This window comes from Streptomyces sp. NBC_00390, assembly GCF_036057275.1.
In the GTDB taxonomy this organism is placed as follows: Bacteria; Actinomycetota; Actinomycetes; order Streptomycetales; family Streptomycetaceae; genus Streptomyces.
Genome location: NZ_CP107945.1, coordinates 2,457,902 through 2,476,186, shown reverse-complemented (window position 1 = coordinate 2,476,186; position 18,285 = coordinate 2,457,902). Strand labels below are relative to the sequence as shown.

Below are 18,285 nucleotides of genomic sequence, written 5' to 3'. Positions count from 1 at the left end.
CGGGGGTCGGGAGCCGCTGCGGAGGCGGATCCCGGGACGGGGGCGGCCGCTGATGGGGGGCAGTGGGTCAACGGGACAGCGGTCAGGGGGACAGCGGGGCCGCGGCCAGAGTGGCCACCGCCCAGGTCAGGGGGACGAAGGCCACCAGCAGCGCCACCGCGCGCAGCGCCGTCGCCTGATGGAGGGCCGCGAGAGAGGTGCCCAGGCGCAGGAGGTTCGTCCTGGTCTGTGCCCGGGCCTGACGGGCCTCCAGCACCGCCGTCAGCAGCGTCGCCGTCGTGCAGGCCATCACCAGGATCGCGCCGAGGGCCGTCACCGGCCCGAAGACGTCCGAGGACGTGCCGTACACCGTCGAGGCCGCGATCGCTCCCGAGGCCACCGCGCACACCACGCCCAGGGGGCGGCCGATGCGCTGGGCCTCCTCCATCAGGACGCGGCCGGCCAGCAGGCGCGTCGCGCCGGGACGGGCGGTCTGCAGGAGACGGCCGCACAGATGGGTGATGCCCGGGCCCGCGAGGGCGAGCCCCACGGCGGTCAGGGCCCAGCCCGCCAGGACCCCTGCCGGGCCGTCGGCGACCTGCCCCGGCAGGGGGAGCGCAGACTGGGCCGCGCCTCGGCTCGCGTAGGTCTCGACGGCGAGGCCGGCGGCGGCCAGGGCGACCCCCCAGGGCAGCCCGGGTGGTGCCGCCATCGGGGCGGCGGGCTGGTCCGGGTCCGTCTCCTCGCCCGGCTTCGCCCGACGCGGCCGCAGTGCGAGCGCCGCCGCGACGGTGGCCAGCACCGGTACCAGCGAGAGCAGCGTCAGCACCGCCCCCAGCGGCAACGGCTGCTCCGCGGCCAGCAGTTCGGCCGCGTCCGCGTCGAATGGCAGCCCTGTCAGATCTCCGCGCAGATGCAGGAAGAACAGCAGCGCCAGCATGCTGCCCAGCGTGCAGGCGACAGCCGTGGACACCGCGGCGAGCGCGGCCAGCCGGGCCGGGCCCAGCCCCACCGCGGACAGCCCGGACCGCAGGCGCGTGCCCGGATCCGTACGCGCCACGGCCACCGCGAAGTGCACCGTCGCGGCGAGCGGCGCCAGGCACCACAGCAGCCGTACCACCGATGCGCCCGAATCGTCGGGGTGGGCCAGCGCATAGGTCAGCGTGCACAGCAGCAGAAAGCCGACACCCGCCGATGCCGCCGCCACCATCAGCCGGCGCAGCAGAACCAGGGGATGTGTGCCGCGGGCTAGACGGAGAGCGAGCACGCGGCCCGCCCTTCCGCGTCGGCGGAGCCGAAGGAGTTGGCCCGTCGGCCGTCGACGATCGTGATCGCCCGGTCCGCGAGCCCCGCCACGTCCGCGTCGTGCGTGGCCAGCACCACGGTGATCCGGTGCGAGCGCGCCGCGGCCGTCACCGTACGCAGCACGTGTGCCGCGTCGGCGCGGTGCAGCGTCGCCGTCGGCTCGTCGGCGAACAGCACCACAGGCACGGTGACCAGGGCCCGTACGACACAGACGCGCTGCTGCTCCGACCGCAGCAGGGCGTGGGGGCGCTTGTCCGCGCAGCCGCCGATGTCCAGGCGCTCCATCCACTCCAGTGCGGTGGACTTCGCCTTGCGGTGCGAGACGCCGCGCAGCAGCAGCGGCAGCGCCGCGTTCTCCCACGCCTTGAGCTCCGCCACCAGCGTCGGCTCGGGGTCGATCCAGCCGAACCGGTCGCGCCGCAGCCGTTCCCGGTGCACCGGAGGCATCGTGTGCACGGGCGAGCTGTTGAACCACACCTCGCCCTGCTGCGGCACGAGTTGGCCGGACAGACACCGTAGCAGCGTGGTCTTGCCGCCTCCCCGCGGGCCGCACACGGCGAGGATCTCGCTCTCCCGCACGCCCAGTGACACACCGACGAGCGCGGGCGAGCCGCGGTGGGAGTAATGGAGGGAACGTGCCCAGAGCACATCGTTGTCCGGTGGGGCCACCATGGCGCACTCCTCGGTTCTGATCAGATTTCCGGCCCCCCGTACGGGGGAACGAAGACAGGGCCGATCGGTCACTGGGCACGCTAAGGAGTCCGCGGCGAGGCGCCGGAAGGCACGCGGCCCGGGTACCGCCCATCTCACTCGGATGGGGGTACCCGGGCCGGTCACAGGCAGGGCGCGGAGCCTTTTGCCTAGAGCTTGGTCCAGGCCTCCGTCAGGACGCCGCGGAGGATCTGCTCGATCTCGTCGAACGTCGACTGGTCGGCGATCAGCGGCGGCGCCAGCTGCACGACCGGGTCGCCGCGGTCGTCGGCCCGGCAGTACAGACCGTTCTCGAACAGCGCCTTGGAGAGGAAGCCGTACAGGACGCGCTCGGTCTCCTCGTCGTTGAAGGACTCCTTCGTCGCCTTGTCCTTCACCAGCTCGATGCCGTAGAAGAAGCCGTTGCCGCGGACGTCGCCGACGATCGGCAGGTCGTGCAGCTTCTGCAGCGTGGTCAGGAAGGCGCCCTCGTTGTCCAGCACGTGCTGGTTGAGCTTCTCCTTCTCGAAGATGTCGAGGTTGGCGAGGCCCACGGCCGCCGAGACCGGGTGACCGCCGAAGGTGTAGCCATGCAGGAAGGTGTTGTCGCCCCGGTAGAAGGGCTCGGCGAGACGGTCGGAGACGATGCATGCGCCGATCGGGGAGTAGCCCGACGTCATGCCCTTGGCACAGGTGATCATGTCCGGCACGTAGCCGAACTTGTCGCAGGCGAAGGTCGTGCCGAGGCGGCCGAAGGCACAGATGACTTCGTCGGACACGAGCAGTACGTCGTACTGGTCGCAGATCTCGCGGACCCGCCGGAAGTAACCCGGCGGCGGCGGGAAGCAGCCGCCGGCGTTCTGCACCGGCTCGAGGAACACGGCCGCGACGGTGTCGGCGCCCTCGAAGAGGATCTGCTGCTCGATCTGGTCGGCGGCCCAGCGGCCGAAGGCCTCGGGGTCGTCGCCGTGGATCGGGGCGCGGTAGATGTTGGTGTTCGGCACCTTGTGCGCGCCGGGCACCAGCGGCTCGAAGGGGGCCTTCAGGCCGGGCAGACCGGTGATGGACAGAGCACCCTGCGGAGTGCCGTGGTAGGCGACCGCACGGGAGATGACCTTGTACTTGGTGGGCTTACCGATGAGCTTGAAGTACTGCTTCGCGAGCTTCCAGGCGGTCTCGACGGCCTCGCCGCCACCGGTGGTGAAGAAGACCTTGTTGAGGTCGCCCGGAGCGTGCTGCGCCAGACGCTCGGCGAGCTCCACGGCCTTCGGGTGCGCGTAGGACCACACGGGGAAGAACGCGAGCTCCTGCGCCTGCTTGAAGGCCGCCTCGGCGAGCTCGCGCCTCCCGTGGCCCGCGTTGACCACGAACAGGCCGGCGAGGCCGTCCAGGTAGCGCTTGCCCTTGTCGTCGTAGATGTAGGTGCCCTCGCCACGCACAATGGTGGGCACGGGTGCGTTCTCGTACGACGCCATGCGGGTGAAGTGCATCCACAGGTGGTCGTAGGCGGTCTTGGAGAGGTCCTTGCTCACGGCTATCGGGTTCCCCACATATAGGTCTGCTTCTTGAGCTTTAGGTAAACGAAGCTCTCGGTGGAGCGCACCCCGGGGAGGGCGCGAATCCGCTTGTTGATCACTTCGAGCAGGTGGTCGTCGTCCTCGCAGACGATCTCCACCATCAGGTCGAACGAGCCCGCGGTCATCACCACGTACTCGCACTCGGCCATTGCGGTGAGCGCGTCGGCCACCGGGTCGAGATCGCCCTCGACCTTGATGCCGACCATTGCCTGGCGGCGCAGGCCCACGGTGAGCGGGTCGGTGACGGCGACGATCTGCATCACGCCCTGATCGAGCAGCTTCTGGACGCGCTGTCGCACCGCCGCCTCGGAAAGGCCCACGGCCTTGCCGATCGCGGCATAGGGGCGGCGCCCGTCCTGCTGGAGCTGTTCGACGATCGCGAGGGAGACGGAGTCGATCGTCGGAGTCGACGATCCGCTTCCCGTCCCGGTCCTGGAGTCTGCGCTACGGCTGGCCACGAGCTCACTCTGCACTGCGACTCGTCTGTCTGGCAACCCTGGAGCGATGAAATTCGTTGTTGGCGGGGCGTTATTTCACTGAATCCGAAGTTGGGGAGCGTCGGGCCTATGGAAAACGTCTGCCGAGAGATTAGGGTGGATGTCTCAGGGATCGGACACCGACAGGACTGGAGGGGTGGCAACAGTGACCACCGAGCTGCGTCGTCTGCGCAACTACATCAACGGGGAGTTCCGGGACGCCGCCGACGGCCGGACCATCGACGTGGTCAACCCGGCCACGGGCGAGGTCTACGCCACGTCGCCGCTGTCCGGCCAGGCCGATGTCGACGCCGCCATGGACGCTGCCGCGGCCGCTTTCCCCGCCTGGCGCGACACCACCCCGGCCGAGCGTCAGAAGGTTCTGCTGAAGATCGCGGACGCCTTCGAGGAGCGGGCCGAGGATCTTGTCGCGGCCGAGTCGGAGAACACGGGCAAGCCGCTCGAGCTCACGCGCACCGAAGAGATTCCGCCGATGGTGGACCAGATCCGCTTCTTCGCGGGCGCGGCGCGCATGCTCGAAGGCCGCTCCGCCGGCGAGTACATGGAGGGCATGACCTCGATCGTCCGGCGTGAGCCGGTGGGCGTCTGTGCCCAGGTCGCGCCGTGGAACTACCCGATGATGATGGCGGTGTGGAAGTTCGCGCCGGCCCTGGCGGCGGGCAACACCGTCGTCATCAAGCCGTCCGACACCACGCCCGCGTCGACGGTGCTGATCGCCGAGATCATCGGCGCGATCGCCCCCAAGGGCGTCTTCAACGTCATCTGCGGCGACCGTGACACCGGCCGCCTGATGGTCGAGCACGAGACCCCGGCGATGGCGTCCATCACCGGTTCCGTACGCGCCGGCATTCAGGTCGCCGCCTCCGCGGCCAAGGACGTCAAGCGTGTCCACCTCGAGCTCGGCGGCAAGGCGCCCGTCGTGGTCTTCGAGGACACCGACATCCCCAAGGCGGTCGAGGACATCTCGGTCGCGGGCTTCTTCAACGCCGGACAGGACTGCACCGCCGCGACCCGTGTGCTCGTGCACGAATCCATCCATGACGAGTTCGTGCAGGCGCTCGCCAAGGCGGCCGCCGACACCAAGACAGGTGCGCCGGACGACGAGGACGTGCTGTTCGGCCCGCTCAACAACGCCAACCAGCTGGCGCAGGTCTCCGGCTTCATCGACCGTCTGCCGGCGCACGCCAAGGTCGAGTCGGGCGGCCACCGGGTCGGCGACAAGGGCTACTTCTACGCCCCGACCGTCGTCTCCGGCCTGAAGCAGGACGACGAGATCATCCAGAACGAGGTCTTCGGGCCGGTCATCACGGTCCAGTCCTTCGCCGACGAGGCGCAGGCGCTGGAGTGGGCGAACGGTGTGGAGTTCGCGCTGGCGTCGTCGGTGTGGACGAAGGACCACGCGCGGGCGATGCGGATGTCGAAGGCGCTGGACTTCGGCTGCGTGTGGATCAACACCCACATTCCGCTGGTGGCGGAGATGCCGCACGGCGGCTTCAAGAAGTCCGGGTACGGCAAGGACCTGTCGGCGTACGGGTTCGACGACTACACGCGGATCAAGCACGTGATGACGTCGCTCGACGGCTGACGGCTGACGGCTGACGGCTGACGGCGCGGTGGCGGGGCGGGGTGGGGGTGCGTTCCCCCGCCCCGCCCCTTTCCGCGACCGGAGAGCCGTGACCACCGGGGAAGTGGTGGCGTCCGGGGCTATTCCAGCGGGGTGGTGTGAAGCGCCAGCAGCAGGCGCCAGGTCTGGGAGGACATCCGGTCCGGGGGCGCCGTGATCGTGCCGTGGAGCCAGTCCGCCAGCAGGCCCGCGAACGTCGAAGCCACCGCCGTGGCGATCAGGGCGGGGGCGGGGCCGCCCGCCAACTCGCGTTCGCTGCGGCTGCGTTCGCGCAGTTCACGGTGGAGCAGGTCCCCCAGCGGGCCGCTGCCGCCCTCGCGCAGCAACGTCCGGTACAGGGAGGCGTTCGCGGCCGCCCTGGTGAAGAACTCCGCCAGGGCCGGCGGCGGTGCTGCCGGGTCCGGTACACCCCGCCACGCGTGCAGCGCGTCCACCGCATCCCGTACGACCTCGGCGCAGGCGTCGACCGCCAGCGCCTCGAGGTCGGGGTAGTGCACATAGAACGTGGCCCGGCCGACACCCGCCCGGCGCACCACGGCTGCCACGCTGACCTCCTCGAGCGGGCGCTCGGCGCACTCCCGCAGCAGTGCCTCGCGCAGTCTGGACCGGGTCCGCTCCGCCCTGGGATCGCTCATCCGGCCAACAGTACGGCGCTCAGCGCGAGTGCACCGGGAAGGGCCTGAGCCACCAGGATGCGGCGGTTCGCGGTGAAGCCCCCGTACAGGCCCGCCACCACCACGCAGCCGAGGAAGAAGAGCTGCACCTGCCGGCCCGTGGGGTGTGCGGCGATCAGGCCCCAGATCAGGCCCGCGGCCAGGAACCCGTTGTACAGGCCCTGGTTGGCGGCGAGCGGCGCGGTCGCGCGGGCCGTCTCCGCGTCGAAGCCGGAGAGTTTCCGGCCGGGCTTGCGCTGCCACAGGAACATCTCCAGAACCAGGATGTAGACGTGCAGCGCGGCCACCAGGCCGACCAGTACTTGGGCTGTTGCGTTCATGCGCGACTCGATTCGATCCAGTTCATGGACAGATGTTCAGGAAGTATAGACATGCGTCCATGATCGACAGGGTGTCGGGCGACGTGTCCATGGATCGACGCGGCGTCCATTGCCGCGCGCACCCGCCGCCCGGCATCCTTCGCATGTGTCGGCGATCCGGATGAATCCCATGTCACGTCGGTCCCTGCTGCGCGCCCTCGGTGGCGGTGCGGCCGGACTCGCACTCGCCGGCTGCGGGGTTCCTGCGGCCTTCGTCGCGCCCGGTGACCGCGCGCGCCGCGACCTCTCGGCCCGCGAGCGGCGCGTCGACTTCGCCAACTGGCCGCTGTACATCGACACGGACGACGAGGACACCTCGAAGCGGCCCACCCTCGACGCCTTCACCGAACGCACCGGGATCGCCGTCCGGTACACGGAGGAGATCAACGACAACGACGAGTTCTTCGGCAAGATCAGCCCCGCCCTCATGAACGGTCAGGAGACGGACCGGGACCTGATCGTCATCAGCGACTGGATGGCGGCCCGGTTCGTACGGCTGGGCTGGGTGCAGGAGATGGACCGGGCGAGCCAGCCCAACGTCTCCAAGTACCTCGACCCGCAGCTGCGTTCACCCGCCTTCGACAACGGCCGGCGCCACAGCGTGCCCTGGCAGTGCGGGATCACCGGCATCGCGTACAACCGCGCACGGCTCGGCCGGGAGGTCCGCAGCACCGCCGACCTGTGGGCGGGCGACCTGCGCGGCAAGGTCACGCTGCTGTCCGGGCTCGACGAGGCCTTCGCTCTGCTGATGCAGGGAAACGGCGTCGACGTCACCCGCTGGCGCGCCGACGACTTCCACCTCGTGTGCGATCAGGTGGAAAAGCGTGTACGGCAAGGACATGTCCGGCGGTTCACCGGCAACGACTACATCAAGGACCTCTCCACCGGCGATGTGCTCGCCTGCCAGGCGTACTCGGGCGATGTCATCCAGCTCCAGGCCGACAACCCGGACATCGAGTTCGTGGTCCCCGAGGAGGGGGCGGAGCTGTGGGCCGAGAGTCTGATGATCCCCAACCTCGCCCGGCACAAGCGCAACGCCGAGGCGCTGATCGAGCACTACTACGACCCCGAGGTGGCTGCCGAGCTGGCGAGCTGGGTCAACTACGTCTGCCCCGTGCCGGCCGCCCGTGAGGTGCTGGCCTCCGCCAAGGACGAGGAGACGGCGGCGCTGGCGGAGGACCCGCTGATCTTTCCCGACGACGCGATGCGGGCCCGGCTCGCCATTGCGCGTGACATCACGTCAACAGAGCGGCAGGAGCTCGCCGGACGCTGGAACGCCCTCGTGGGTCTGTGATTTTTGAACGCGTTCATTCTCGCTGTACGCTGCTGTGCATGAGCGAGAGCGCGGCCCTCGTACGGGGCATACGTGTGTGGCTGGTCATCTTCATCGTCTGTCTCGTCCTCAGCGGTCTGACCGCCTTTCCGCTGGTGACGGAACTGCACTGGCTGGAGGACGCGCTGAAGTCCTCCGCCTCCCCGGTGCCCGAGCACCTCCCCGGCCTGACGGAGTGGATCGAACGGGTCCGCGAGGGCCTGGACGCCACCGACGAGCGGTACCCGTTCGTGCTGTACGGCACGGACTGGCTGGCCTTCGCCCACCTCGTGATCGCGGTCGCCTTCTACGGCCCGTACCGCGACCCGGTGCGCAACATCTGGGTCGTCGAATTCGGGATGATCGCCTGCGCCGGCATCATTCCGCTCGCCCTGATCTGCGGACCGATCCGCGGCATCCCCTTCTGGTGGTCGGTCATCGACATGTCGTTCGGCGTCTTCGGCGTGATCCCGCTCCACCTCGTGCGCCGCAGGATCAAGCGGCTGGAGGCGCTCACGGCCCGGCCGGTCCCCACCGCTGCCGTCGCCACCGGGACCTGAGCGCCGCGTGGACGACGACCTCCGCGAGCGGGTTCAACCCTCTGCCACGTCCCGTCCCTCGGCGCGGTCCTGGGCCTCGAGCACCTCGTCCCCGTACCGGAAGCCCCATGCGCCGAGTGCCTCGATGGGACCGATCAGCGTGCGGCCGAGCGCGGTGAGCCCGTGGTCGACCCTCGGCGGCGCCTCGGCGTACGCGCGGCTCCCCACCAGGCCGTTGTACTCGAGACACCGCAGGGTCCCGGTGAGCACCTTCGAGTTGATGCCGCCGATCGTTTCGCGCAACTCGCCATGGCGGCACGGTCCGTCGCGCAGAGCCCAGAGGGTCACCGCGTTCCAGGTGTTGGCCGGCAGGTCGAAGGTGGGGCGCGCACGGCAGTCCGCGAGAAAGCCGTCCGGAGCCCCGTGGCCGTGGGACATGGGTGCACCTCCTGTGCCCAGCGGACCCCTGCCACGAAAGCGTCTGGCGTATCGCGCCGCTCGAATTCGGCGGCCGGCCGCTCGCCGTGCCTCTCCGCGGCGATGACCCGGAGGCGCTCGCGACGTACGCGTCCTTGTGCGGGACCTCGGCGCGGAGCCCGTCGCGGCAGGCGCTCTCACCAGGGCACGCCTGCTCGAGGCCACGGCCGCCCTGCCGATCGGGGTGTGGGTGGGGAGGGCGTCGATGCGCAGGCGATCGCCCCGATCAGGCCCGTGAGCGGCGCACCACACTGCGCAGGGTGTCCACGCGGTTGGTCGTGATCGCATCGACCCCGCAGCCGATCAGCCGGCGCATGGTGCGCCGGGTGTCGGCCGTCCACGCGGAGATCAGCATCCCGTCCCGGTGGACCCTGTCCGCCAACTCCCGTCCGACCAGCCCGAATCGGTAGTTCAGCCAGCGGGGTCCCAGCGCGTCGAGCAGCACCCGGCGCGGCGGGGCGAGGGAGGTCCAGGTCAGGGCGATCTCGGCCGACGGGTCGGCCGCGCGTACCGCGAGCATCGTCGTCGCGCCGGCGCAGTAGTAGACGCGGTCGCCCGCACCGCACTCGCGGACCGTGCCCACGACCGTGCGCACCGACTCCTCACAGGCGCCCGGCAGGTCGATCATCACGCGGTGCGCCCCGGTCCCGATAAGCGCCTCGCGCAGGGTCGGCACCCCGCCCGCGGTCAACCCGCTCACCTCGGCGTGGGTGAGCCGGGCGAGCGGGCGATCGTGGCCCCACAGCCGCTCCAGCGAGTCGTCGTGCAGCAGCACGGGCACGCCGTCGCGGGTGAGCCGTACATCGATCTCGACCGCGTCCGCGCCGCGCTCGACGGCCGAACGCAGCGAGGGCAGGGTGTTCTCGCGGACGCGGTAGGGGTCGCCGCGGTGGGCCACGACCGTGACATCGCTCATGGGACCAGTGTGGTCGCCGGTCAGCGGGCCAGCCAGGCGGTGGTGTACGCGTCGATCTCCGCGTTGATCCTGGCCTTGCCCGCGGGGTCGAGGAACGATGCTTCCACAGCGTTCTTCGCGAGGCCCGCGAGTCCCCGCTCGTCCAGGTCCAGCAGCCGCGCCGCGACCGCGTACTCGTGGTTCAGGTCGGTCCCGAACATCGGCGGGTCGTCGCTGTTGATCGTCACCAGCACGCCGGCCGCGACCATCTCCTTCACCGGGTGCTGGTCGAGGTCGGTGACGGCACGCGTCGCGATGTTGGAGGTGGGGCAGACCTCCAGCGCGATCCGGTGCTCCGCGAGGTGCGCGAGCAGCTTCGGGTCCTGCGTGGCGCTGGTGCCGTGCCCGATGCGCTCGGCGCGCAGTTCGGTGAGCGCGTCCCAGATAGTCCGGGGCCCGGTCGTCTCGCCGGCGTGCGGCACCGAGTGCAGCCCGGCGTCGATCGCGCGGTCGAAGTACGGCTTGAACTGCGGTCGCGGTACGCCGATCTCCGGGCCGCCGAGGCCGAAGGAGACCAGGCCTTCCGGCCGCAGGTCCACAGCGAGCCGCGCGGTCTCTTCGGCGGCCGAGAGACCGGCCTCGCCGGGGATGTCGAAGCACCAGCGCAGCACGACCCCGAGCTCGGTCTCCGCCGCCCGGCGGGCGTCCTCGATCGCCTCCATGAAGGCCTTCTCGTCGATGCCGCGGCGGGTCGAGCTGAAGGGTGTGACGGTCAGCTCGGCGTAGCGGATGCTCTGCCGGGCCATGTCCCGGGCCACCTCGAACGTGAGCAGCCGTACGTCCTCGGGGGTCCGGATCAGATCGACGACGGAGAGGTAGACCTCGATGAAGTGCGCGAAGTCGGTGAAGGTGAAGTACTCGGCGAGCGCTTCCGGATCGGTCGGAACCTTCGAGTCCGGGTGGTTGGCGGCCAGCTCGGCCACGATGCGCGGTGAGGCCGAACCGATGTGGTGCACATGCAGTTCGGCCTTGGGCAGTCCCGCGATGAAGGGGTGCAGATCGGTCATCGGGTGCCTCCGGGTGCGCTCGGCCGCTGGTCGTCAGGGATCATCGTAGGCGGCCGGGTCCGGCTCAGGGACCGGGCCGTAGCATGGCCGCACCACGAGTGGGGGAGAAGAATGTCCGACAATCAGGCCCAGCCGCCCGGCGGGCCGCAGCCGCGAGACCCGTGGGCCCCGCCGGAGAGCAGCGCCGCACCGAGCACCCCGCAGGACAGGGTGCCGCTGGACAAGCCCGCCGCGCGGCCGGTGCACGACCAGCCGACGGTCACGTCGATGCCGGCCGTCGACGGCGGCGCCGTGCCGCCGCCGCCGACCGCTCCCGGTGGGCCCGGCCTGCCGGCAGCCGGTGCGTACGGCTACCCCGCGGCCTCGCCCGGCACGGCCACCGGCTCCTTCGGCCCGGTCGCGAACGACCCGTACGGTGCCGGGTACCCGGGCTACCCCGGCTACCCGGGATACAGCCAGCCCGGCTGGCAGCAGAGCCCGGCGAACGGCATGGGCATAGCCGCGATGGTGCTCGGCATCCTCGCCGTGTGCCTTTTCTGCGTCTACGGTGTCCTCTCGGTCATCCTCGGCGTCCTCGCGCTGATCTTCGGCATCCTCGGCCGCAAGAAGGTCGAGCGGGGCGAGGCCACCAACGGCGGCATGGCCCTGGCCGGCGTCATCCTCGGCTCCATCGGCATCGTCATCGGCGCTGTCGTCATCGGTCTGCTCGCCTGGGGCATCACCAAGGCCATCAACGAGGAACGCAGCAACGACTACGACAACGACTACGACTCGTACTCCAACGTCCTGGTGGTCGACGTCAGCCGGTAGCCCACCGCACCCGCAGTTCCTCGCGCGCCTCCATCAGCGCGAAACCCAGCAGATTGAGCCCGCGCCAGCGCGTGGGATCCTCTGCCCGCTCGTCGTCGGCGGCCAGTCCGATACCCCAGATCAGGTCCACCGGGCTGGCCTCGACGAGCACCCGGTCGCCCGTGCCCAGCAGAAACTCCCGCAGGCCGGCGTCCTGCCCGAACTTGTGCACACTGCCCGCGCGCACGATCTCGAAGCGCTCCCGCTTCCATGCCTTCTCGTCGAAGCCCCGCACCAGCCGCCCCGCCTTCTTCGCCGCGGCCGGGCTCGCCGCCTCCAGCGCCGCGCGTTCCGCCTCCTCGTCCCCGAACAGCCGGGCCTTGGCGGCCATCATCCAGTGCTCCGCGGTGGCGTAGCGCACGCCGTCCACCACGAAGGGCGACGGCCACCACTGGCTCAGACAGCCCGCCCCGAGAGTGCCGTCCCGGCGGGGCGCATGGCCCCAGAAGTGCAGGTACTTGACCCTCGTGCCGCCTGCGGCTTGCTTGATCAGCTCATCCATCCCCATGCATGCGAGTCTGGCAGTGACCACGGACAATCCGTTCACGGTTTGTCCGGTCGACGCGACACTTGGTCGACCGATTCCGTCGCGTAATCAAAAGGCAACAACGGAATCCCTTGTTGGGTGCATCACCCTCTGCCAGGATCGGCACTCAAATCGGGCTGGGACAACGGAGAGCGTCATGGGCAACCGATTCCAGATCAAGGACCGCTTCGCTGCCGGCGCGCAGTACATCGGCGGACAGCTGCGCCCCGGCACGTCGGGGCGCACTCAGGACATCGTGAACCCGGCGACCGGCGAGACGGTCCACACGTACGAGCTGGCCGGCTCGGCCGATGTGGACGCCGCCGTCGCCGCGGCCCGGGAGGCCTTCCCCGGCTGGGCCGGCGCCACCCCCGGCGAGCGCTCCGACACGCTGCACCGCTTCGCCTCCGTGCTCGCCGAGCGGTCCGCGGAGCTCGCGGACGCCGAGACGCTCCAGTGCGGCAAGCCGATCAAGCTCAGCACCGAGTTCGACGTACCGGGCACGGTCGACAACACCGCCTTCTTCGCCGGCGCCGCCCGCCATCTCCAGGGCCAGTCCGCGGGCGAGTACAGCGGCGACCACACCTCGTACGTGCGCCGCGAGCCGATCGGCGCGATCGGCTCCATCGCCCCCTGGAACTATCCGCTCCAGATGGCGGCCTGGAAGATTCTCCCGGCCATAGCTTCGGGGAATACCATCGTGCTGAAACCCGCCGAGATCACCCCGCTCACCTCGCTGATGTTCGCCGAGGCGGCCGCGGAGGCGGGCGTCCCCGACGGTGTCGTCAACATCATCAGCGGCGCGGGCAAGGACGCGGGCGAGCATCTGGTCGGCCACCAGGACATCGCCATGACCTCATTCACCGGCTCCACCGCGATCGGCAAGCGCGTTGCGGAGATCGCCACCGCCTCGGTCAAGCGCCTCCACCTCGAGCTGGGCGGCAAGGCCCCGTTCGTGGTGTTCGACGATGCCGATGTCGACGCCGCGGCCCATGGCGCGGTGGCCGGCTCGCTGATCAACTCCGGCCAGGACTGCACCGCGGCCACCCGCGCCTATGTCCAGCGGCCCCTGTACGACGCCTTCGTCGGCGCGGTCGCCGACCTCATGGCCGGTGTGCGGCTCGGTGACCCCTTCGACCCGTCCACCGATCTCGGCCCGCTCGTCTCGCACCTCCAGCGCGACCGGGTGGCGGGCTTCGTCGAACGGGCCCGCGGGTACGCCACCGTCGTCACCGGCGGCCAGGCGCCCGGCGGGGACCTGAAGGACGGCGCGTACTACCTGCCCACGCTCGTCACCGGTGCCGCCCAGGACAGCGAGATCGTCCAGTCGGAGATCTTCGGCCCGGTCCTGGTCGTGCTGCCCTTCGACACCGACGACGAAGGCATCGCCCTCGCCAACGACACCCCGTACGGACTCGCCGCCTCCGCCTGGAGCCGCGACGTCTACCGCGCGGGCCGCGCCACCCGCGAGATCAAGGCGGGCTGCGTCTGGGTCAACGACCACATCCCGATCATCAGCGAGATGCCCCACGGCGGCTACAAGGCGTCCGGCTTCGGCAAGGACATGTCGTCGTACTCGTTCGATGAATACACCCAGGTAAAGCATGTGATGTTCGACAACACTGCGGTCGTCAGGAAGGACTGGCACCGCACGATCTTCGGGGACCGACCGTAACGGCACACGCCCCCGTGTGACCGAGCCGCGCGACCAGCGGCATCATCCCGAAAGGGCACAGAGCATGGATCACAACCAGCCCGACGGCCTGTCCCAGGCACAGCTTGCCGCGATGCGTCGCAGTCTCACGAACGGCAGGGGCGCGCTCAGCCGCCGCTCGATGCTGCGCGCGACCGGCATCGGGGCGCTCACCGCCGGAGGTCTGGCGGCCCTCACCTCGTGCGGAATCCCGCCCGCCAAGCGTGAGGAGGGATCGTCGGACGCGGACGACCGCTCGGACCAGGAGAAGCAGCTCGCCTTCTCCAACTGGACCGAGTACATGGACACCAGTGAGGACGGGAAGACCCGGCCGACCCTGAACGAGTTCACCCGGCGGACCGGGATCAAGGTCAAGTACACCGAGGACATCAACGACAACGTCGAGTTCTTCGGGAAGATCCAGCCGCAGCTGGCGGCCGGCCAGGACACCGGGCGTGACCTGATCAACGTCACCGACTGGCTGGCCGCCCGGATGATCCGGCTCGGATACGCCCAGAAGCTCGACGCCTCGCTGCTCCCGCACGCGTACGCGAACCTCTCGCCCCAGTTCCGCAGCCCGGACTGGGACCCCGGACGCGCCTACTCGTACCCCTGGACCGGTATCCCGGCCGTCATCGCCTACAACATCAAGGCGACCCGGGGCCGCAAGGTCGACTCGGTCACCCAGCTGCTGGACGACCCCACTCTCAAGGGCCGGGTCAGCTTCCTCACCGAGATGCGCGACACGGTCGGACTGACCCTGCTCGACATGGGCAAGGACCCCGCCAAGGTCAACGACGCCGACTACGACGCGGCCATCGGCCGGCTCCAGAAGGGCGTCGACAAGAAGCAGATCCGCCGGTTCACCGGCAACGACTACACGTCCGACCTCGACAAGGGCGACATCGCCGCCTGTGTCGCCTGGGCCGGTGACCTCATCCAGCTCCAGGTCGACAACCCGGACATCAGGTACGCGATCCCGGCCGCCGGCTACATGACCGCCACCGACAACCTGATGGTCCCCGCACATGCCCGGCACAAGAAGAACGCCACCCGGCTGATCGACTACTACTACGAACTCCCCGTCGCAGCCCAGCTCGCCGCGTACATCAACTACGTGACCCCGGTCGCCGGGGTGGGCACGGAGCTGGCGAAGATCGACCCGGCCCTGGCCAAGAACCCGCTGATCATCCCGGACGAGGCCATGGCGGCCAAGTCCCACTCGTTCCGTTCGCTCTCCTCCGAAGAAGAGACGGCGTACGAAGAGAAGTTCACCAAGCTCATCGGCGCCTGACCTGCCCTGCCTCCTTCGATTTCCGACACACCTGGGACTGCGACCCATGACTGACAAGACAGCGGGCGGCGATGTCCGCCTTTCCGGGATCAGCAAGACGTACGGCTCCTTCACCGCCGTACAGCCGCTGGACCTGACCATTCCGCAGGGCTCGTTCTTCGCGCTGCTCGGCGCGTCCGGCTGCGGCAAGACCACCACGCTGCGGATGATCGCCGGGCTCGAGGAACCCACCACCGGCACGGTTTCGCTCGGTGGAAAGGACGTCACCGACCTCCCGCCGCACAGGCGGCCGGTCAACACCGTCTTCCAGAGCTACGCGCTCTTCCCGCATCTGAACATCTACGAGAACGTCGCGTTCGGCCTGCGCCGGCGCGGCATCAAGTCGGTGAAGAAGCAGGTCGACGACATGCTGGAGCTGGTCCAGCTCGGCGACTTCGCGCACCGCAAGCCGCACCAGCTCTCCGGCGGCCAGCAGCAGCGTGTCGCAGTCGCCCGCGCGCTGATCAACCATCCCGAGGTGCTGCTGCTCGACGAGCCGCTCGGTGCCCTCGACCTGAAGCTGCGCCGCCAGATGCAGCTCGAGCTGAAGAGGATCCAGACCGAGGTCGGCATCACCTTCGTCCATGTCACCCACGACCAGGAGGAGGCCATGACCATGGCCGACACGGTCGCGGTGATGAACAAGGGCCGCGTCGAGCAGCTGGGCGCCCCCGCCGACCTGTACGAGAACCCGCAGACCACCTTCGTCGCCAACTTCCTCGGCACCTCCAACCTCATCGAGGCCCAGGTCGTGGAGAGCAGCGACGGAGAGGTCGTCGTCACCGCGGCCGACGCCAAGCTGCGGCTGTCCGCGGACCGTTGTGCCACCCGGCCGAGCCCCGGAGGAAAGCTCCTGGTCGGTGTGCGTCCGGAGAAGATCTCGCTGGCACACGCGGACGACGAGGGCGACATCGCCGGCGGCCGCAACCGGTTCACCGGCACGATCGCCGACTCCAGCTTCATCGGCGTCTCGACGCAGTACGTCATCGACAGCCCGGTCTGTCCCGAGCTCGAGGTGTACGCGCAGAACGTCGAGCGCGATCCGCGGCTGGTTCCCGGTGCCCGGGTGGTCCTGCACTGGAACCCGGAGCACACCTTCGGTCTCGATGCCGCACAGGACATCGACGCGGGTGTGGAGACGGTCGAGGAGAAGACGCCGTGACCGTAACCGAGGCGCCGCCGGCTCCCCCAGGGCCGGTCGTGCACAAGACGTCCGTGCGCCGCAAGCTCGTCCCGTACTGGCTGCTGCTGCCCGGCATCCTGTGGCTGCTCGTCTTCTTCGCGCTGCCGCTGGTCTACCAGGCCTCCACCTCCGTGCAGACGGGCTCGCTGGAGCAGGGCTTCCAGGTCACCTGGCACTTCCAGACCTACTGGGACGCGCTGACCGAGTACTACCCGCAGTTCCTGCGCTCGCTGCTGTACGCGGGCACAGCCACGGTCCTGTGCCTGCTGCTCGGCTACCCGCTCGCCTATCTCATCGCCTTCAGGGCGGGCCGCTGGCGCAATCTGTTGCTGGTGCTGGTCATCGCGCCGTTCTTCACGAGCTTCCTGATCCGTACGCTCGCCTGGAAGACGATCCTCGCGGACGGCGGACCCGTGGTGGAGTTCCTCAACGTCATCGGCTTCCTGGACGTCACCAGCTGGCTCGGGCTGACCGCGGGCGACCGGGTGCTCGCCACCCCCCTCGCCGTCGTGACCGGTCTGACCTACAACTTCCTGCCGTTCATGATCCTTCCCCTGTACACCTCGCTGGAGCGGATCGACCCGCGCCTGCACGAGGCGGCCGGGGATCTGTACGCCAAGCCCGCCACGGTCTTCCGCAAGGTGACGTTCCCGCTGTCCATGCCCGGTGTCGTCTCCGGAACCCTGCTGACCTTCATCCCGGCGAGCGGCGACTACGTCAACGCCGAGCTGCTGGGCTCCACCGACACCCGCATGATCGGCAACGTGATCCAGTCGCAGTTCCTGCGCGTGCTCGACTATCCGACGGCCGCCGCGCTGTCGTTCATCCTGATGGCGATCGTGCTGGTCATGGTCACCGTCTACATCCGACGGGCCGGGACGGAGGATCTCGTCTGATGAGCTGGATTCGGCGCAACTTCGTGGTCATCGCGGGCATCATCACGCTCGCGTACCTGATCATTCCGAACATCGTCGTGATGGTGTTCTCGTTCAACAAGCCCGCCGGGCGCTTCAACTACTCCTGGCAGGAGTTCTCCCTCGACGCCTGGAAGGACCCGTGCGGCGTCGCCGACATGTGCGGCTCGCTCACCCTGTCGCTGCAGATCGCCCTCTGGGCGACGCTCGGCGCGACCGTGCTCGGCACGATGATCGCCTTCGCGCTGGTCCGTTACCGCTTCCGAGCCCGCGGCACCATCAACTCGCTGATCTTCATGCCGATGGCGATGCCCGAGGTGGTCATGGCGGCCTCACTCCTCACGCTCTTCCTCAACCTGGGCGCGGAGCTGGGCTTCTGGACGATCCTCATCGCCCACACCATGTTCTGCCTCAGTTTCGTGGTGGTCGCCGTCAAGGCGCGCGTCATGTCGATGGACCCACGTCTGGAGGAAGCCGCGCGCGACCTCTACGCGGGGCCCGTGCAGACCTTCCTGCGGGTCACGCTGCCGATCGCGGCACCCGGCATCGCGGCAGGCGCGATGCTCGCCTTCGCCCTGTCGTTCGACGACTTCATCATCACCAACTTCAACTCGGGCAGCACCGTCACCTTCCCGATGTTCGTGTGGGGCTCGGCCCAGCGCGGTACGCCCGTCCAGATCAATGTCATCGGTACGGCCATGTTCATCATCGCCGTGCTGATCGTGGTCGCCGGCCAGGTCATCAGCAGCCGGCGGAAGAAGACCGCCCTGCCCAAGTAGGACCCCGAAGGAG

The 18,285-nt window shown here is 69.4% G+C and carries 19 protein-coding genes; 9 read left to right on the top strand and 10 right to left on the bottom strand.

Going from position 1 to position 18,285, the window contains the following annotated elements; translation table 11 throughout:
* Positions 1-82: 82 nt before the first annotated feature.
* The 4 genes from OHS70_RS10120 to OHS70_RS10105 all read right to left on the bottom strand — a co-directional run bounded on the left by OHS70_RS10120 (position 83) and on the right by OHS70_RS10105 (position 4,024).
* Complete coding sequence (locus OHS70_RS10120; RefSeq protein WP_328395890.1) at positions 83-1,246, bottom strand: hypothetical protein; 1,164 nt, start codon at positions 1,244-1,246, stop codon at positions 83-85.
* Positions 1,228-1,956 carry an ABC transporter ATP-binding protein gene (locus OHS70_RS10115; RefSeq protein WP_328395888.1) on the bottom strand — a complete coding sequence of 243 codons (729 nt, stop codon included), beginning with the start codon at positions 1,954-1,956 and terminating at the stop codon, positions 1,228-1,230. The genes OHS70_RS10120 and OHS70_RS10115 overlap by 19 nt, the downstream gene beginning before the upstream one ends.
* A gap of 188 nt (positions 1,957-2,144) precedes the next feature.
* Positions 2,145-3,524: an aspartate aminotransferase family protein gene (locus OHS70_RS10110; protein ID WP_328395886.1), complete on the bottom strand. Its 1,380-nt coding sequence runs from the start codon at positions 3,522-3,524 to the stop codon at positions 2,145-2,147.
* The gene (locus tag OHS70_RS10105) at positions 3,509-4,024 is read right to left on the bottom strand and encodes an Lrp/AsnC family transcriptional regulator (protein WP_328395884.1); all 516 of its coding nucleotides are present in this window, start codon (positions 4,022-4,024) and stop codon (positions 3,509-3,511) included. The genes OHS70_RS10110 and OHS70_RS10105 overlap by 16 nt, the downstream gene beginning before the upstream one ends.
* 169 nt (positions 4,025-4,193) lie before the next feature.
* Between OHS70_RS10105 and OHS70_RS10100 the strand changes: the two genes are divergently transcribed.
* Complete coding sequence (locus tag OHS70_RS10100) at positions 4,194-5,633, top strand: gamma-aminobutyraldehyde dehydrogenase (protein ID WP_328405528.1); 1,440 nt, start codon at positions 4,194-4,196, stop codon at positions 5,631-5,633.
* Between the two features lie 119 nt (positions 5,634-5,752).
* Here the strand turns inward: OHS70_RS10100 and OHS70_RS10095 are convergent, their stop codons facing one another.
* The gene (locus OHS70_RS10095; protein WP_328395882.1) at positions 5,753-6,307 is read right to left on the bottom strand and encodes a TetR/AcrR family transcriptional regulator; all 555 of its coding nucleotides are present in this window, start codon (positions 6,305-6,307) and stop codon (positions 5,753-5,755) included.
* Positions 6,304-6,666, bottom strand: a complete 363-nt coding sequence (locus tag OHS70_RS10090; RefSeq protein WP_328395880.1) for a DUF1304 domain-containing protein — start codon at positions 6,664-6,666, stop codon at positions 6,304-6,306. Before OHS70_RS10090 ends, OHS70_RS10095 begins: the two co-directional genes overlap by 4 nt.
* Positions 6,667-6,835: 169 nt before the next feature.
* Between OHS70_RS10090 and OHS70_RS10085 the strand changes: the two genes are divergently transcribed.
* Positions 6,836-7,999 (top strand): polyamine ABC transporter substrate-binding protein, encoded by a 1,164-nt coding sequence (locus OHS70_RS10085; RefSeq protein WP_328395878.1) that lies wholly within the window; start codon positions 6,836-6,838, stop codon positions 7,997-7,999.
* 38 nt (positions 8,000-8,037) lie between these two features.
* Entirely contained in the window at positions 8,038-8,577 is a 540-nt protein-coding gene (locus OHS70_RS10080; protein WP_328395876.1) for a hypothetical protein, read from the top strand.
* A 33-nt stretch (positions 8,578-8,610) separates the two neighbouring features.
* Here OHS70_RS10080 and OHS70_RS10075 read toward each other — a convergent pair whose 3' ends face one another.
* From OHS70_RS10075 to OHS70_RS10060, 3 genes are all read right to left on the bottom strand, one after another.
* The gene (locus tag OHS70_RS10075; protein ID WP_328395874.1) at positions 8,611-8,994 is read right to left on the bottom strand and encodes a winged helix-turn-helix transcriptional regulator; all 384 of its coding nucleotides are present in this window, start codon (positions 8,992-8,994) and stop codon (positions 8,611-8,613) included.
* Positions 8,995-9,259: 265 nt separating this feature from the next.
* Positions 9,260-9,949: a glycerophosphodiester phosphodiesterase gene (locus OHS70_RS10065; protein ID WP_328395872.1), complete on the bottom strand. Its 690-nt coding sequence runs from the start codon at positions 9,947-9,949 to the stop codon at positions 9,260-9,262.
* Between the two features lie 20 nt (positions 9,950-9,969).
* Complete coding sequence (locus OHS70_RS10060; RefSeq protein WP_328395870.1) at positions 9,970-10,995, bottom strand: adenosine deaminase; 1,026 nt, start codon at positions 10,993-10,995, stop codon at positions 9,970-9,972.
* A 111-nt stretch (positions 10,996-11,106) separates the two neighbouring features.
* Here OHS70_RS10060 and OHS70_RS10055 point away from each other — a divergent pair, with 111 nt between their 5' ends.
* Entirely contained in the window at positions 11,107-11,805 is a 699-nt protein-coding gene (locus tag OHS70_RS10055; protein WP_328395868.1) for a DUF4190 domain-containing protein, read from the top strand.
* Here the strand turns inward: OHS70_RS10055 and OHS70_RS10050 are convergent.
* On the bottom strand, positions 11,795-12,352 hold the full coding sequence (locus tag OHS70_RS10050; protein WP_328395866.1) for an NADAR family protein: 558 nt from the start codon (positions 12,350-12,352) through the stop codon (positions 11,795-11,797). The two genes, OHS70_RS10055 and OHS70_RS10050, sit on opposite strands and share 11 nt — an antisense overlap.
* 175 nt (positions 12,353-12,527) lie before the next feature.
* Between OHS70_RS10050 and OHS70_RS10045 the strand changes: the two genes are divergently transcribed.
* The 5 genes from OHS70_RS10045 (at position 12,528) to OHS70_RS10025 (ending at position 18,272) form a co-directional block, all read left to right on the top strand.
* Positions 12,528-14,045 (top strand): gamma-aminobutyraldehyde dehydrogenase, encoded by a 1,518-nt coding sequence (locus OHS70_RS10045; RefSeq protein ID WP_328395864.1) that lies wholly within the window; start codon positions 12,528-12,530, stop codon positions 14,043-14,045.
* Positions 14,046-14,109: 64 nt separating this feature from the next.
* Positions 14,110-15,357, top strand: coding sequence for an ABC transporter substrate-binding protein (locus tag OHS70_RS10040; RefSeq protein ID WP_328395862.1), 1,248 nt, complete (start codon positions 14,110-14,112; stop codon positions 15,355-15,357).
* Positions 15,358-15,403: 46 nt separating this feature from the next.
* Entirely contained in the window at positions 15,404-16,558 is a 1,155-nt protein-coding gene (locus OHS70_RS10035; RefSeq protein ID WP_328395860.1) for an ABC transporter ATP-binding protein, read from the top strand.
* Positions 16,555-17,475 carry an ABC transporter permease gene (locus OHS70_RS10030; RefSeq protein WP_328395858.1) on the top strand — a complete coding sequence of 307 codons (921 nt, stop codon included), beginning with the start codon at positions 16,555-16,557 and terminating at the stop codon, positions 17,473-17,475. Before OHS70_RS10035 ends, OHS70_RS10030 begins: the two co-directional genes overlap by 4 nt.
* Complete coding sequence (locus OHS70_RS10025; protein ID WP_328395856.1) at positions 17,475-18,272, top strand: ABC transporter permease; 798 nt, start codon at positions 17,475-17,477, stop codon at positions 18,270-18,272. The genes OHS70_RS10030 and OHS70_RS10025 overlap by 1 nt, the downstream gene beginning before the upstream one ends.
* Positions 18,273-18,285 lie beyond the last annotated feature (13 nt).